Genomic DNA, 14,537 nt, shown 5'->3' on the forward strand with positions numbered 1-14,537 from the left:
GTGTTATTGGTGCTCTTTAGGGGGAAGTCATGCCCGGTGGCCGCCCGCCGGGCGGCCACCGCACGGTGACGTTCCAGCTCTCCCTCGACGTCGGCGGCGCCGACGTTACGAAAGGACCACGCGATGAGCGAAAGCATCTGGAGTTACGGGCCCTCCTCCGGCCGTCAGGAGGGCGCCAACCTGACCGGATACAAGGTCGAAGCCACCGACGGCCACATCGGCAAGGTCGACAAGCACTCCGAAGACGTCGGCTCCTCGTACCTGGTCGTCGACACCGGCGTGTGGATCTTCGGGAAGCATGTCCTGCTGCCCGCCGGCACCATCGCCAGCGTCGACCACCAGGAGGAGAAGGTCTACGTCGCGCGGACCAAGGACCAGATCAAGGACGCCCCGGAGTTCGACAAGGACAAGCACACCGCCGATCCCGTCTACCGCGACCAGATCGGTGACTACTACACCCAGCACCCGCACATCTAGAACGGCCTCCACCACCGATCAGGCATGCCCCGGTGGTGCGCGAGCTGGGAACAGCTGGTGTTCTCCTACGACACTGTCAGGGAGGCCACCCCGCCGGCGAGCTCGCACCCGGGGCCGACGGCCGGTGGCCCCGGCGGCCTCGGTAAGCGGGCCTCGTTGCGGGTGTTCTGCAATAGAGGCCGACGGACGCCTCAGGTACCCAGCGGACTCAGCGGTGCCGCCGGGCCAAGGGGAGACAGCGCGGCGATCATGCTGACGAGACGAAGCCCATCGAGCAGACCGAGCACGGGACCGCCGTCGGCACGCGTCGGGCCCTCCCGTAGGGAGGCCGGGAGGGAACGGCGCGGCCCCGCCCAGGTGCAAGCACACGGGCGGGGCCAGGGTGGGGGCCTCTGCCTGGGGGCAAGAGGATCACCGCAGTCACAGCATTGCACCGGATCCAGCCACACAACAGGGTCGTGACTGAATCCGCCTTCCGTCGCGCACCCGGGCGCCGGCTCGGGACACACGCGACAGGCCCAGCAGTCAGCTAACACGGAGTCAGGCTGGATCGCGGAAGACGGCAGGTCTGTGGTCGACTGGGCGTTTTGCCGAGGTCTGGGGATCGGGGCGTTCACTGCGGCGGGGCCGGGGCGGTTGTGGACGGGGCGCCCCGTACGTGGCGCGGTCCCGCCACCTGGGCGGGGTCGGCGCCAGGTCCGCGGTTGAGGTCGCGGCGCAGCTGGCGCAGGGCGTCGCGTACGCGGGTCTTGAAGGTGCCGAGGGGAACGCCCAGGTGCTGTGCGCCCTGGGCGTGGGTGGCGCCGTGGAGGTAGACCAGGGTCAGGGCCTGGCACTGCAGCGCGCTCAGATGCGCCAGACCTCTGAGCACCTCGTCGGCCTCCAGACGGTCCAGGACTTGCTCCGCCACACTGTCGAAGGCCGGCACAGTGTCCAGCCGCACCCGGGTCACATCGCGGCGCGCGGCCTGCGTCACCGTCCGCACCCGGTCCAGCGCGCGGTGCCGGGCGATGGACATCACCCAGGCATCGACGGTGCCGCGGCCGGCACGGAAGCGGGAGCTGGTGCTCCACACTTCTACTATCACCTCCTGGGCGACCTCCTCGGCCTGCGCCGCGTCGCGCAGCACCCGCACGATGGCGGCGCACACCGCCGGGAACAGCGCGGTGTACAGGATCGCGAAGGCATGCGGGTCGCCCGCACCGCTCGCGCGCATGGCCGGTGCCAGCGTGTCGGCGCATGCCGGGCCGGGCCTGGGCGGGGAAACGGGCATGGCAGGACACATCGCTGCGCAGCCTAACGGCCTGACCAGCCAAGAAACCGTCCCTGTTCTGACGGCGGTGACGCTCACTCGTTCGAGCGGGCGGATGCCGTGCCCAGCGGCCGGAACCTACCCAGACCCACCCGCGCCCGCCCCTCCCGCCGCGCCATGGTGGGCTCCTGGGGTGTGGGGTACGGGCGCGGTCAGTGCGGGGACGTCAGCACGGGGCGTTGCCTTCTGAGGACGGGTGGCGCAGGGGTGCGATTCCCGCGTGCACCAGGCGGAGGAACAATGCCTTCCGCTCCTGCCGCGGCCCCAGGTCCGTGCTCGTCTTCTTCAGCCCGTCCGCGACCGCGAGGAGAAGAAGCGCGATGTCCTCGGCGTTCGCGTCGGAGGTCGAGAACTGCACTTCTCCCGATGCCTCGGCGGCATGCAGCGCGGAGGCGAGCCGGGTGACCAGAGCGGCATGGGCCTCGCCGGCGATGTCCCCGGCGACGTCGAGACTCGCGTCGAGGACTTCCCCGCCGTGCACGCTCGACGAGATCTGCGCCAGGAGTCCTCCGAAGTAGGCGGCCATCGCGGCATCGACTCGCGACAACACGTCGCCCCGCTCGGCGAGAGCCGTGTCCACTTCGCCGAGCGCGCGGGAGTGCGCCCGGCGGGACCCTGCCCGGAAGAGCTCTTCCTTGCTGGGGAAATGCAGGTACAGAGCGGCCCGGGACATCCCGGCTGCTCGGGCCACGTCCTGCATGGTGGTCTTGCCGTAGCCGTACTGACAGAAGGCGGTCAGTGCGGCATCGAGGATGTGTTCCGTTCGGTCGTCCGCCATGCCGACCACTCTGACGCAATGTACTCTCAGCGTCAACAAGTCCAAATCGATGGAAGCTGCCACTCCGTCCAGCAAGGCACAGAGGGTGCTCCAAGAACCGGTCCCCGCCCGCCCGAGGTGTCCCGCGCCCTGCGCCCACCTTTATGACCCACAGGAGTGGAAACCCCATGGCACAGACAGCAGCCGTCCCGGCCGGCGGTGCGATCGCCGAGCAGATCCGCGAGGTCGAGCGGGCGCGGCTCCGCGCGCTCGTCGCGGGTGACGTCGGCTCCGCTTCCGAGCTGCACGCACCGGAATTCCAGCTCGTCACCCCCGTCGGCCATGCGCTGTCCAAAGACGCATACCTCCAAGCGATCGCCAGCGGAGACATCGACTACGTGGAATGGGAGCCCGGCCCCATCGACGTCCGCGTCCACGGGAACGCCGCCGCCATCCGCTATCAGGCCACGCTTGAGGTGATCTTCGGGCATCGCCGGGTACCCCGCGCGAGCTACTGGCACACCGACACCTACGAGAACACCGACGGCCAGTGGCAAGCGGTGTGGTCCCAGGCGACCGCGATCAGGTAGGCCACGCGGCGACGCTGTCATGGACGAAGGGGAGTAGAGCCGTGGGGGAGATCGACGACGCGATCGAGCGTGCTGACCGGGAGACGTTCACCCGCCAGCCGCCCAAGACGCTGAAGGGCCAGATCGGCTACCTGCTCAAGCAGATGGGCAGCGCGAAGGCCGTCGCCGCGGAGCTGGGGGTCACCGCCGACTCCGTCAACCGCTATCGGCGCGGCGCCCGCAAGCACGCCCGCGCCGACGTCGCCGCGAAGATCGACGACGCGGTGCGCTCCCGCTGGCAGCCGCAGGTGCGTAAGCGTCGGCATAAGCAGGCCGCCGCCAGCGGGATCACGGTGGAGACCAGGGCCCGGTTCGGCTACACGTCGTCGGCCGGATCGACCGACGACGGCCGCTTCCGCCGCCTCACTGTCCGGCTCCCCGCAGCGTACGCGCAGCGCCTGTTCGACGCCCGCGACACTGGGGCCAGCGACCAGGAGATGCGCGGGATCATCGCTGAGGGGTTTAAAGAAATCTATTTCCAGGACGGCGGTGGCCGTGCTGCCGGGCTCTCGGACGTCGCTATCAATGACATTGATTACCTCGACCTGGATTACTGAGACTTGAGTCGGAGGGCGGCAAAATGAACGAGGTCACCTGGCCTGATGACCCCAAGGCCTTCGAGAAGGGCATCGTGGTCCTGCTGAGCCGGATACACCCCGACGTCCAGAGGATCGACGGTGCCGGTGGTGATGGCGGGCGGGATGCGCAGTTCACCTCCTCCGAGGGCCTGCACGTCTGGGAGGTGAAGTCGTTCATCGGCCGTATGACGGGCGGGCGCAGGGATCAGGTGGAGTCCTCGCTTGCGCGGGCGGCCAGGCTGGGTCCCGTTACCTGGGACCTGGTCGTTCCTATGGATCCGACGCCGGGGGAGTTGCAGTGGTTCGACCGGCTGCGTGAGCAGTACACGTTCAAGCTGGAGTGGCGTGGTGCCACATGGATCGAGACGCGGTTGACCGAGCATCCGCAGGTCCACAGGTTCTACTTCGCCAACGCGATGGCAGAGACTGAGGAACTGCTGCGAAAGCTGTTACCCGAGCAAGGCCCCATCGCCGACACCGGTGAAGCCCTGCGGCGGATGCGCGGCATGATCGACCGGTTGGTGGAACTGGAACCGCACTACCAGTTCAAACTGACCGCAGGACCGGGGGCAGAGAGCTCGGTGGAGATGCTGCCCGCCTATCCCGGCGCGGTACAGGACAGGCCAGCAGGCTTCTGGGTGGCGTTCGCGGACACTCCCGAAGCGCAGGAAACCGCCCGGGCCTGGGAACGGGCCATCGCCTTCGGCGACCCGGTAGACGTGCCGGGCGAGCACATCGCGGATCTCCGGTTGAACGGCCCTGCGGTCTTGGGCTTTTCCCACGGAAGGCTCGGCGCCGGGATGAGACTGCGGGTATCCGGACACCAGGTCCCTGCCGACCACACCGTGCAACTACTGGTCGCGGACGGGAAGGGACAGCGCGTCGCGGTACTCGGGCTGCAGATGACGGCGCTCCGCATGGGGACCAGCGGAAGCGTCCTGAGTGGCACTGATGCCACCGGGTCATACGAATGCCAACTGCGGATAAACCGCAGCACCGGCGCGCTCAAGGTCAAACTGAAGTACGACATCGTTGACCGGCTGCGCCCTGGGGCTGCTCTTGAGCTCCTCCGTTTCGCGGCCGCGCTGCAGCCTCACCACACTCTGCAGGTAATGCTCGCCGGCCAGCCGGTGACCGAGTCCTTGCCTATGCCGGTAGCTGAGGGAGTCGACCAGCACGTAAGGCACACGCTGATCGAACTGCTGGAGCAGTTGGTGGCGATTGAGAGGCTGGCTGTGACCACGTTCGAGGTGCCGGTCAACATCCCGGTCGCCGACAGAACGGCCATCCGCACGGCCTACACGCTTCTCACCGGTGGCACCGCAGAAGCCGAGGCCAACTTGACCGCCACGACTACCGCCGACGACATTCCGTCGATCCGCGAACTCGTCGAAACCCAAGGCTTTATCCGAGCAACCGGCCCCGTCCCGGACTACCCGGTGGAGATCCTCGGCCAGAACATCCAGGTCGGCCCCGTCATGCTCGAGTCACCACCGTTGCAGGTCATGGGGTCCCACCCCACAGATGACGGACTTGAGCTGTCCCTACGGACCGCGCCCGCTCATGCGGACCAACCAGCCCATCCGTCTCACCCGCTACAACCCCGCCGACCACCAGTCCCACGGGCTGGATCCTGATGGCGACGATCCTCCTTCCCAGTCGGACTGAGGACTGCGCCCGGGCTACGACGTCGACCTACACCCCCTGCAGAAAGGATCACTGCATGTCCGTCCCCGTCACTACATGCCACACGTACCGTGAGGTGACGACCCGCCGGGAGGACCAGCCGATGAGCGCGCAGCCCGACCACGCCCCCCTCGCCCCGCAGGCCCCCGCACCCGGGGCTCCGGCCGAACTCCTCGCTCAGCTGCGTGCCGACCGGCGCGCGGAGCGGTGGGTGCCGGCCTTCGAGCGGGAGTGGGCGCAGGCCTTGGAGGAGTCCCGCCAGTCGTTCTCTCTCGGCGGGCTGTACGCGGTCGTTCAGGAGTGGCAGGGCCGCCTTGCCCACGCTCCGGCGGTCGATGCGTTCGTCGCCTCCGGCTACGACGACAGTGAGTTCATCGACATGGCCCAGCTGCGGGTACGGCGCCGGTGACCGGAGCGCCGTACGCGGTCCGCTTCTCCGCACCGGCCGCGAATGTCCTCGACACCCTGCCCGGGCACCTCAAAGACACCGTGTGGGACGTCCTGGACGCCGCCGCCGGCGGCCCGTGGGCCTATGGCCAGTGGAACGCTGACGACCCCGAAGGCGAAGACGTGCGCTACGCATCCGTCGGCCAGCTGTCCCTCACGTACTGGGTGAACAGGCCGCTACGGCGCCTGACCGTCCTGAATATCGTCTGGCTCGGGTAATCACCACGTGGCAACGCTTTCGGAGAGGTTCAGACCTACCCGGACAAGCCACTGATCCGATCCCTGGCACCCGACCGGACGCATAGCCCTGCCTCTCAACCGAGGTAGGGCTTTCTTCTGCTCGAAATGAGGGCGTACTGCGTAACTTATGCCCGGCGCGCGCGTCATGGGGCGGCCCTTGACAGGTGTTGAGCACTTCGACGATACAAGCGGCCGCTTTCCGATGTTGATGGGTGGGTATTCCTCTGACGTGAGGGAGTACGCACGTCAGAAACACCCCGACCGTATTTGTGATCTAGAAGGTTCAGTAGGCCCCCACGCTGGTAGGGAGAAGCATCTAGTGCGGCGTTTCTGCACTTCACAGCAACAAGGAGTCGCCGGTCGGCTCCATAGGAGCACACATGCATACAACTACAGCTGACATGGCTGGCCTTGGTCTGGCTCTGGAATTCGCTATGCTTCTTCTGCCCTTGGTGGTGCCCCTGGAGGCGTCTGCCCGGCCGACAACGATCACCAATGTTCATACGACTTTCAATGTGACCGTTAACTCTGAGACCGCCGTTCTTAAAACGAGTGACAGTTCAGTCACTGTCAGTGAATCGGCCCTTTGTCCCGCAGCTATCCCTAGTTCATTCCCTGTGCGATAACACTGCACTATTGCCCAATCAGTCAGCCCCGCCAACTCGGCGGGGCTTCTCAGTAGGAAGTACCCGCGCCCCGCGAAGTCATCGCCTTCACCGCAGCTCCGAGGCCGCGCTGCCCCGGCCGACACCTGCTGCACCAGAGCCTGAGTAGCCGGGCCCACTCCTTCCTGGGCCTGCCCCTCAAGACGGTGCCCCACCACTTGGCCAGGACGGCTTCGCCGTCCTGGCCAAGTGGTGGGGAGTGGAACGGGCAATCTCGTGGGTCATGAGAGCCCGCAGAAACGTGCGGGACTACGAAAGACGCATCTCCCACAGCGCCCGGCGACCGAACAAATCCACCGCCACCCAGCGGCAGCGCCCGCGGCCTTCCGTCACCCGTTCGGGGGAACGTTCCCGTGTGGGGCACCGGCATTTCCCTCGTGTGGGTGACACGTTGTCAGCGCTCGTCCCTAGCGTCGGATCCATGACATCTGTGCGCCCTGGCGGCGCCCGACGAACGGCGGTGATCCGTCTTGTCCCTGGTCGATGGGCTGCGTAGCCCCCACACCCCCCTGCGCCGGTTCATGGACCGCGAACTGTCAGCCGGTGCCAGCCGTCTGCGTATCAACTACCGCGCCCAGCACCGCGCCGATCAGATCCTGCTCCCGCCGCCCGGTGTCGCCACCGAGGCCGGGACCGTCGGCACGGCGATCGACCAGCGGCTGCGCCTGGCCTTCACCGCAGCCTCGCCCGTCGACGACGCCTCCCTGAAAGGGATCGCGTGTACCGGCCAGATCGGCGGCCGCGGGGCGGGCCTGCGGATGCGCGCGGTCGGCAACGAACTCGCCGCGCGCCTGACGGAGACCACCCTCCGGCTGAACCTCGACAACCGCGAGATGCCGATGGACCGCGCCCACGACGAAGAGGAGGACCTGGCCCGCCTGCTCATCGCCGCAGCCTGGTACCAGGTGATGGCCCGCAACCCCTTCGGGTTCGCTCACACCCCGCTGTCCATCACCGCGCTGCAGCACCCGGACGGCTTCACCCTCGACCGCCTCCTGAAGCTCCCGCACCGCGACCTGGTGGACGACGTCGTCCACCAGCTCTACCTCGCCACCACCGGCCCGCTGGAGGACCTGCGAGCCCGCACGCGCCCCGAGGACTGCACCGGTGGCCCGACGTTCGCCGGCGCCCGCATCACCGCCGATGCCGACCTCACCGTCGACGGCCTGCTACTCGACTTCAAGAGCACCCGCCACCCACTGGCGGAAATGTCCCAACGCACCGCCTGGCAGCTGACCGGCTACCTCCTGCTCGACGCCGCCGACCAGTACCGGATCGACAGCGTCGGCCTCTACCTGACCCGCTCCGGAGTCCTCGCCTCCTGGCCCGTCGACGACTTCCTCGCCCTGCTGGGTGCCTGCCGCCGCGACCTCACCGAACTGCGCCAGGTGTTCGCCGCACTGCTCACCGGCTGCCGCGGCCAGGCCGACGCCCGGTACTTCGCCACCCAGGAGGAGACCGACCGCGTGCGACGGCTGCTCCAGTACCTGGCCCCGGTAGCCGGGCCCGGCCATTGCCCGGTCTGCATCCAGCTCCTGCCCGAGTCCACCGGCCGGCCCCGCAAGTTCTGCAACCCCTGGTGCCGCGGGCGCGCCCAGGTCCTCCAGCACCGCGGACTGCTGCCCGGCGGCCCGCACCCGCTGCTCCCAGCACCGCGTAAGCCGCACCTGGACCTCCCCGACGACGCGGAGATTGTGAGCCTCACAGCACGTTTCCCCAGGTAGACGCGCTGAGCTATGAGCCTGTGAGACGGAGCTCGCGGCCGGGCTTCCGTACGCCCTGGTCGGGTGCGGCGGCGCGCAGGACGATGGAGTCATGGGCGAGCACCCCAGGCGTACCGGCTCCTCGATGTCGCCCGCGCCCTGGCCGTGATCTGCGACGCGGTCGCCGCCGGCCCCGGGACGTCTCGCACGAGACATCGACCCGGTCGCCGCGGCCGCGCTCGACTACGGGCTCTCCCAGCGGGCCCTGATCACCGTCTCCGGCCGCACGGACACCGTGGCGGAGGTGTGATCACCCGCCGACTCGCCGCGCTCGCCCACAGCGGCCTGACGGCCCTCGATGAGCCCACCGTGCGCGCCGTGGTCCGCCAGGCCGTCCGCGCCGCCGCACGCCGAACCGCCGGCGGATCCCGCGCTCGCCGAACCCGACTGTCTACTGCTGCAGACACCGGGGCCTCTTCCACGCCCAGCAGTAGGGCGTAGGCGACGACCGGCTGCGCGAACTCACCGCTCGCGTACGCGCCGCTTTCACGACTCCACACCTAACGGCGCGTCAAGCGCGTTCCGAAGAGGGGGAATTGATCGCTTCATAACCCGAACGGGTCAAAGGTGAGGAGCCTCACAAACGTTCGGTTTCGTTGGGACTTGTGGGGTGGCTTGCGTCACGATCTCTTCCACGACAAGCCCCCGTCACAGGCGGCGGGGCTATCTGAGCGGACGCCGAATCCTGCCGCTGCCCGGATGCTCCGTCGACAGGAGTGGATCGGCAGGAGTGGAGGATCCAGGCAAGACGGGTCGCCGGAACGGTCACGCCACGACCGAACGAGCCACCCTTGGGGTGAAGCCGTGTCAGCGGCCGGGCATTCGTCAGCCCGAACCCGACAGGTCATCCTTCACAGGCGGGCTGACGAAGGCAGAGCGAGCCATGACGGCAGCGCAGAACAGTCCGCAATTCTCGGGGTCCGGGCACGAGTCGCCGAGGAACAGGAAGACGGAAGCCGTGATCACAGTGCTGATCGCGATCATCGGCGGATGCTTCGCGGGCATCCTCCGTCGAACGATGGAGGGGGTCTCGTACTACGAGGCCATAAGCACAGGAGCTCTGGCTGCACTCGGGTTGGGCGGTTTCATCTTCGTGGCCTTGACCTACGCCGACAGGTCTTGACCAAGAGCACGTCGGCGGTCGGCCGGCCTCCCCCACCCGTCGAAGGTGCCACCGAGAGGGTCTGATCTTCACGGTGATCCCGTAGGAGACGCGGACAAGAGCAGGAGAGGTCTTGGCATCCAGACCAAGATCTCTCCTGAACGACACGGCAGGGATTCACGGCGCTTCGCTACCGCTCCGCCGCGACCTGCCGGTAATGCCTGCGCACGAGACCGCCGGGGCGGTCATGATGTCGGGCATGAGCGAGACCGTGGCCAACGACTGGTCACCAGCGGACAATCCCTACGCCATAGCCGTTTCCGAGGCGCAGTGGTGGCAGCGCACGGCCGCCCTGGCGGTCCGGCGGATCCGCGCCGGCGACGATGACAACGGTGGCCCGTGCTTCGACTCGCGGCAGATCGACGCGCGGCAGCTGTGCATCGCTCTGCGCCAGTTGCTGATGGCGGAGAAGTTGGAGCAGATCGCCCTGGCCGATCTCGGCATCGATCCGGCAGCAGGGCAGGCCCTGGAGCAGGCGCGCGAGCGGTTCGAGGCCGCGCTGCCCGGCATCAAGCACATGCGCGATGGCCTCACCCACTTCGAGGACTGGTCCCGGGGGAAGGGCATCGGCCCGCAGCAGAGGCGGATCAAGGCCGGCGACACGCCCCGTGACGTGGCCCGGCATTTCTGGGGCTTCGCCTACGACCCGCGGGCCGACACCGTCACCATGGGCCCCTACCGGATCGACGTCGGCGCAGTCGAGGAAGCCGCCGGCGAACTGGCCCTCGCGATTTACCTGGCCGCACATGAGGTCGACAAGCGGAACACCGCCCGGTTGCGCGCCACGGTCGCCCAGGCGCTCACTGGCGCCCGGATTCCCTGCGGCCCGGAAGAGGCCGTGCGGGTCTCAGGCGGCGGCGACGGCCGGGTGTGGCTCTCCTTCACTCCCGGAGTTCTCCCGGGGGAGCCCGAGCGCCAGGCCCTGGCCGAACGCGTCGTCGCAGCGCTGACCACCACCTCGCTGCGGCTCGCCGGGTCGACGACCCTCCAGCCCGCAGAGACAGCAACCAGCCTGGTCGGCGGACAATCTCTGTGGGTTGAGCGCGATCCCACAGCCTGATCCCTCCAAGAGCAGGGTACGAACGCGCATCGTGGACGCTCACCAGCCGTCTCGGGGACGTTCGGCACCGAGCTGAACCTCGCGCCGGCACTCACGGCAGTCCGGCAAGCCGCTCACCGCTCACCCGCCGGCCTTCCCCCTCCGCCCAACTGAAGCCGCACAGCGACATGAGCCGGTTTTCGTCGTCATCAGCGGTGGCGTGGGAGCCGTAGCCCCGCACGTTCCGCGTGACCGGTGTCCCGCCGTCGTACGGTGCGCCCTCCGGCCACTCGTAGATGGTCTCGGTGGTCGTGCAGCGCATCCGGAGGTCAGGGCCCTACAAGCGCGCACCCAGCCTGGCATCGGTGGCGGCGTCGGCCAGGCGCTCGAAGGACAGGTCGTAGTCCTCCATGTGGCTCCAGCTGTCCGGCTCCCGCTTCCTCAGCAGCTCACGGAACTCCAGCAGCAGCCGCTCAAGGTCATGCCTCCCGACCCGCAAGGTGTCGCTCGCGTCGTCGTACGCATCGTCGGGCGTGAGCTCCACGGGCATCGCCTTGCTCCTTCACGCACGGGTGGTGGAGGTTTGTGAAGTGCGCGGGGGTGAGACTGCCACCGCCGATGCGCATGCACTCAGGTGTGGAAGGCAGCCGGGAAGGGGAGAAACCAACAGCGCCTGCCCGGCATTGAGTTGATGGTGATGCCAAAGAGCGGCCCCGAGCGGAAGGCGACGATATGCCGAGACGTCCTCTTGCACCGACGAAGCTGGTCGTCTGCCCCGAGTGCGGTGTACCGACCAAAGCGAGCCTGCGCAACGGTCACCTCTACGAGCATCCGGCGCCCAACCGTCCCGGAATCTGCCCGAAGTCCGGCGCAGTGGTCGTGACCGGGAAAGAGCTGGCGAACAGCTACGAGTGCGCATGCGGAACGTGGGCCCGGGTCACCCGCAAGGACACGCTCGCCCAGCACCTCGCTCCGGAGGGGACGCGCTGCCTGCTGTCCGGAGAGCCGCTCACTACGTCGAACGCTCCCCGTCCGGTCGTAGACGGACTCCTGCGCGTGGTGCCTCCCGCTCCGGCCCAAGGGTGGCGGGCCAAACCGGTTCCCAGCAGCGGCGGTTCCAGCGTGTATGCGATCCCGGCCGGCCTGCCGGGCCACGGCCGAAGGCGCCACTGAAAGCGTCCATCAGGAGGCAGGGGTCAGCGGGAACAGTGCGCGCAGACGGGAGCGCCCGCGAACGCCTGATCCGCTGCAACGACATCCCGACCGGTGAGGTGAGAGGCCGCGTCCAGGGAAGCGGACAACGGTCGGCCATTGGGGGGACCGATCCGCCGCGGGGTGCCCGTGGTGGTGTACTCGTCGGCCTCTGCCGCGTAGTACCCAGGGTCCTTGCGGTAGACGCTGGTGACAGGGGTCTTGCGACGCCACCTTGTTTCCGGGCGGCCCCACTGCCCCTGAGCCTCTTCAGGGGTCACCCCAAGAGCCTCTGCGAGGATCTCCCAACTCGTTCCGCGGACCCGCTCGGCAACCACCGCCCCCTCGATCAAGGTGTCATTCGCAGAGTGGACCCGCGCCAGACGCACGTAATCGCCCGCCTGCGCCTGGTCCTCGCTCACCATCTGCGCGTAGTCGCTGAGGCGGCGTGCGTTGGATACGGCCGAGTGCACCAGCTCGATCCTGACCAGGTCGGAGTCGGTGAAGCTGTCAGCCGGCAACTGCCGCGGATCTACTTGGGCCACGTCGGTCTCGTTGTTCATGACGCGGATCGTAGGGCGGTACTGATACCCCTCAGTCACCTGCCAGGTATGAGGTTCACATGCTGTTTCCCCAGGTGAACGCGCTGACCTGTAAGGCTATGAGTCTGTGAGGTTCAGCCCGGCGATGCATTGTCACCCTCGCATCCGTCAGCATCCAGTACGCCCGTCCCTCGATCCGGTGAACTGCTGGTCAGCAGAGCCCTGACGCGGGCTCATCGGTTCGCGGTCACGCCCTGGTGGCGTCCTCCGTTCCGGAGGACGATGGAGTCGTGGGCGAGGACAACGAGGACCAGGAGCACGCCGTCGATCCGGCGCGGCCGTCGCTGACCACGGCGCAGGCCCGGGAGGTGACGGCCGGGCTGCGCGAGGCGATGGCTGACATCCGGCGTACGGTCGCGGTGCTCGCCGCCCGGGTCCGCGCCGCGCACGCCGCCCGCGTCTGGCTCCCCCTGGGCTTCGGCTCGTGGGAGTCGTACTGCGGCGCGGAGTTCGGCATCAGCCGCGCCCAGGCGTACCGGCTGCTCGATGTCGCCCGCGCCCTGGCCGCGATCCACGACGCCGTCGCAGCCGGCCCCGGGACGTCTCGCACGCGAGACAGCGACCCGGTCGCCGCGGCCGCGCTCGACTACGGCCTGTCCCAACGCGCCCTGATCGCCGTCTCCGGCCGTACCGGCGACGTCGCGGAGCTGATCACCCGCCGCCTCGCCACGCTCGCCAACAGCGGCCTCCAGGTGCTCGATGAGCCCACCGTGCGCGCCGTGGTCCGCCAGGCCGTCCGCGACGTCCGCACCGCACCGCCCCCGCTGACCGCCGCTCCGCCGGTGGATCCCGCGCTCACCGAGCTGCGCCGCGTCGTCGACGACCTCGCCGCCACCACCCACCAGCTCGGAGAGCTGATGCTCGAAGTCGCCCCGGCCTACCTCTCCGACACCGCCGCGGCCGACGTCCTGGCCCTGTTCTCGTATAGCTACCGCCAGATGGCGTGTAGCGCTGAGTAACTACTTGGGGCTGCGGTCGCGCTGCTGGAGGGCGGCGAAGTCGGCGTGCGCCGCCTCCACGACCTCTGGGTACGCCCGGGTCTTCTCGTGCTCGGCCAGCGCCCGGTAAATGCTGGAGAGGCTGGGGCTCTGTCCCTTGCGGCGGCCGGCGGGGATGAGCAGGTCAGGCTGGATGTCCTCGACAGTCTCGCCGTTCGCGCGGCGGCGGAGCACGGTGTGCAGCATGTCGTCGGTGATGACCGGGGGCCGGCCGCCGTGGTTGCCCTTGCGGGCCGCGGTGTCGAGTCCTTCGAGGGTGGCCTCGCGGATGTTCTCGCGCTCGGTCTCGGCCATCGCCGCGAAGAACCCGAACAGCAGGCGTCCCGGACCGCTGGGGTCGTACATCCCCTGTAGAGGTCCGGCGAGCATTTCCAGCACCAGGCCGTGGGCGGTGAGGTGATCGGCCAGGGCTGTCAGCTCTGCGGCATCGCGTCAGGCGCTTCATCTCGTACACCGTGAAGATCACCCGGCAGTGCGGGGCGTGAGCCTTGATCTCCCGGGCGGCGGCGAGAGCTGCCTCGAACTGCGGGCGGACCCGGACCCGGGTGCTGATCTTCTCGGCGAAGATCTTGTCGCGGGGGATGTGCTTGGCGGCGAGCGCGTCGAGCTGTGTCTGGAGTTCTTGGGTGAGGGTCGAGCATCGGGCATATCCGATGCGGATGTCCGCGCTCGGGGTGTCCGGGTCGACGGGCGCGGGCGCCGGGGTGCCGGGCCGCCACGGCTGGCCGGGGCCGCGGTCGGCGGGTGTTGGCACGCGGAGGAGTTTCGCGAGCCGGGGCACCTTGGTGAAGCGGCCGGTGTGGTAGGTCCCGGCGACGGCGCCGGAGCGCGAGCGGCAGGGTGAACCTGGCCGAGCGTTACAGCGTGGGCAGGGGTGTGCGACATCCCGCGAGTTCCCCTGAGCCCCCGTGAGTCCCCGTGCCCGTGGCCAGGTGGTTGTTCCCCCTTCGGGTGCTCTTCGACTCTGTGACGTAACTTCAGGAATCTTGAA

General features: G+C 68.5%; 16 protein-coding genes, 1 pseudogene and 1 riboswitch. Of the genes and pseudogenes, 11 read left to right on the forward strand and 6 right to left on the reverse strand.

The window, feature by feature from the left end; genetic code table 11:
• Positions 1–123: 123 nt before the first annotated feature.
• Positions 124–477 (forward strand): PRC-barrel domain containing protein, encoded by a 354-nt coding sequence (locus tag ABCR94_RS34210; protein WP_347124841.1) that lies wholly within the window; start codon positions 124–126, stop codon positions 475–477.
• A 613-nt stretch (positions 478–1,090) separates the two neighbouring features.
• Here the strand turns inward: ABCR94_RS34210 and ABCR94_RS34215 are convergent.
• The gene (locus ABCR94_RS34215; protein ID WP_347124843.1) at positions 1,091–1,693 is read right to left on the reverse strand and encodes a sigma-70 family RNA polymerase sigma factor; all 603 of its coding nucleotides are present in this window, start codon (positions 1,691–1,693) and stop codon (positions 1,091–1,093) included.
• 262 nt (positions 1,694–1,955) lie between these two features.
• Positions 1,956–2,567 (reverse strand): TetR/AcrR family transcriptional regulator, encoded by a 612-nt coding sequence (locus tag ABCR94_RS34220; protein ID WP_347124844.1) that lies wholly within the window; start codon positions 2,565–2,567, stop codon positions 1,956–1,958.
• Positions 2,568–2,734: 167 nt separating this feature from the next.
• On the opposite strand from ABCR94_RS34220, the gene ABCR94_RS34225 reads away from it, so the two are divergent.
• From ABCR94_RS34225 to ABCR94_RS34265, 8 genes are all read left to right on the forward strand, one after another.
• Positions 2,735–3,136: a nuclear transport factor 2 family protein gene (locus tag ABCR94_RS34225; protein ID WP_347124846.1), complete on the forward strand. Its 402-nt coding sequence runs from the start codon at positions 2,735–2,737 to the stop codon at positions 3,134–3,136.
• A gap of 41 nt (positions 3,137–3,177) precedes the next feature.
• Entirely contained in the window at positions 3,178–3,732 is a 555-nt protein-coding gene (gene tpg / locus ABCR94_RS34230; protein ID WP_347124848.1) for a telomere-protecting terminal protein Tpg, read from the forward strand.
• Positions 3,733–3,755: 23 nt separating this feature from the next.
• Positions 3,756–5,390 (forward strand): amino acid adenylation domain-containing protein, encoded by a 1,635-nt coding sequence (locus ABCR94_RS34235; protein WP_347124850.1) that lies wholly within the window; start codon positions 3,756–3,758, stop codon positions 5,388–5,390.
• A 152-nt stretch (positions 5,391–5,542) separates the two neighbouring features.
• The gene (locus ABCR94_RS34240; protein WP_347124996.1) at positions 5,543–5,848 is read left to right on the forward strand and encodes a DUF6247 family protein; all 306 of its coding nucleotides are present in this window, start codon (positions 5,543–5,545) and stop codon (positions 5,846–5,848) included.
• Entirely contained in the window at positions 5,845–6,105 is a 261-nt protein-coding gene (locus tag ABCR94_RS34245; RefSeq protein ID WP_347124851.1) for a hypothetical protein, read from the forward strand. Before ABCR94_RS34240 ends, ABCR94_RS34245 begins: the two co-directional genes overlap by 4 nt.
• Positions 6,106–7,261: 1,156 nt before the next feature.
• Positions 7,262–8,515: a hypothetical protein gene (locus ABCR94_RS34255; protein WP_347124853.1), complete on the forward strand. Its 1,254-nt coding sequence runs from the start codon at positions 7,262–7,264 to the stop codon at positions 8,513–8,515.
• Positions 8,516–9,220: 705 nt separating this feature from the next.
• A riboswitch (cyclic di-AMP (ydaO/yuaA leader) is annotated at positions 9,221–9,430 on the forward strand.
• Positions 9,431–9,512: 82 nt separating this feature from the next.
• Positions 9,513–9,677: a hypothetical protein gene (locus ABCR94_RS34260; protein ID WP_347124855.1), complete on the forward strand. Its 165-nt coding sequence runs from the start codon at positions 9,513–9,515 to the stop codon at positions 9,675–9,677.
• 238 nt (positions 9,678–9,915) lie between these two features.
• Positions 9,916–10,776 (forward strand): hypothetical protein, encoded by an 861-nt coding sequence (locus tag ABCR94_RS34265; RefSeq protein WP_347124857.1) that lies wholly within the window; start codon positions 9,916–9,918, stop codon positions 10,774–10,776.
• Positions 10,777–10,867: 91 nt separating this feature from the next.
• Here ABCR94_RS34265 and ABCR94_RS34270 read toward each other — a convergent pair whose 3' ends face one another.
• Both ABCR94_RS34270 and ABCR94_RS34275 read right to left on the reverse strand, forming a co-directional pair.
• Positions 10,868–11,077: a hypothetical protein gene (locus ABCR94_RS34270; RefSeq protein WP_347124858.1), complete on the reverse strand. Its 210-nt coding sequence runs from the start codon at positions 11,075–11,077 to the stop codon at positions 10,868–10,870.
• 15 nt (positions 11,078–11,092) lie between these two features.
• On the reverse strand, positions 11,093–11,305 hold the full coding sequence (locus ABCR94_RS34275) for a hypothetical protein (protein WP_347124860.1): 213 nt from the start codon (positions 11,303–11,305) through the stop codon (positions 11,093–11,095).
• A 182-nt stretch (positions 11,306–11,487) separates the two neighbouring features.
• On the opposite strand from ABCR94_RS34275, the gene ABCR94_RS34280 reads away from it, so the two are divergent.
• Entirely contained in the window at positions 11,488–11,928 is a 441-nt protein-coding gene (locus ABCR94_RS34280; RefSeq protein ID WP_347124861.1) for a hypothetical protein, read from the forward strand.
• 23 nt (positions 11,929–11,951) lie between these two features.
• Here ABCR94_RS34280 and ABCR94_RS34285 read toward each other — a convergent pair whose 3' ends face one another.
• Positions 11,952–12,509: a hypothetical protein gene (locus tag ABCR94_RS34285; RefSeq protein WP_347124862.1), complete on the reverse strand. Its 558-nt coding sequence runs from the start codon at positions 12,507–12,509 to the stop codon at positions 11,952–11,954.
• A gap of 269 nt (positions 12,510–12,778) precedes the next feature.
• On the opposite strand from ABCR94_RS34285, the gene ABCR94_RS34290 reads away from it, so the two are divergent.
• On the forward strand, positions 12,779–13,507 hold the full coding sequence (locus tag ABCR94_RS34290; protein WP_347124863.1) for a hypothetical protein: 729 nt from the start codon (positions 12,779–12,781) through the stop codon (positions 13,505–13,507).
• On the opposite strand, the pseudogene ABCR94_RS39310 reads toward ABCR94_RS34290, so the two are convergent.
• Positions 13,508–14,531 (reverse strand): annotated as a pseudogene (locus ABCR94_RS39310) (recombinase family protein). It lies immediately after the preceding gene.
• Positions 14,532–14,537: the final 6 nt, after the last annotated feature.

The sequence above is a fragment of the Streptomyces changchenzhani genome (assembly GCF_039766235.1).
Lineage (GTDB): Bacteria > Actinomycetota > Actinomycetes > Streptomycetales > Streptomycetaceae > Streptomyces.

Bases quoted from the DNA above. Each gene is read 5' to 3' on its own strand.
- ABCR94_RS34210 (WP_347124841.1), top strand. From the start codon at position 124: ATGAGCGAAAGCATCTGGAGTTACGGGCCCTCCTCCGGCCGTCAGGAG.
- ABCR94_RS34265 (WP_347124857.1), top strand. From the start codon at position 9,916: ATGAGCGAGACCGTGGCCAACGACTGGTCACCAGCGGACAATCCCTAC.
- ABCR94_RS34225 (WP_347124846.1), top strand. From the start codon at position 2,735: ATGGCACAGACAGCAGCCGTCCCGGCCGGCGGTGCGATCGCCGAGCAG.
- ABCR94_RS34235 (WP_347124850.1), top strand. From the start codon at position 3,756: ATGAACGAGGTCACCTGGCCTGATGACCCCAAGGCCTTCGAGAAGGGC.
- ABCR94_RS34220 (WP_347124844.1), bottom strand. From the start codon at position 2,567: ATGGCGGACGACCGAACGGAACACATCCTCGATGCCGCACTGACCGCC.
- ABCR94_RS34270 (WP_347124858.1), bottom strand. From the start codon at position 11,077: ATGCGCTGCACGACCACCGAGACCATCTACGAGTGGCCGGAGGGCGCA.
- ABCR94_RS34280 (WP_347124861.1), top strand. From the start codon at position 11,488: ATGCCGAGACGTCCTCTTGCACCGACGAAGCTGGTCGTCTGCCCCGAG.
- ABCR94_RS34240 (WP_347124996.1), top strand. From the start codon at position 5,543: ATGAGCGCGCAGCCCGACCACGCCCCCCTCGCCCCGCAGGCCCCCGCA.
- ABCR94_RS34285 (WP_347124862.1), bottom strand. From the start codon at position 12,509: ATGAACAACGAGACCGACGTGGCCCAAGTAGATCCGCGGCAGTTGCCG.
- ABCR94_RS34215 (WP_347124843.1), bottom strand. From the start codon at position 1,693: ATGCGCGCGAGCGGTGCGGGCGACCCGCATGCCTTCGCGATCCTGTAC.
- ABCR94_RS34275 (WP_347124860.1), bottom strand. From the start codon at position 11,305: ATGCCCGTGGAGCTCACGCCCGACGATGCGTACGACGACGCGAGCGAC.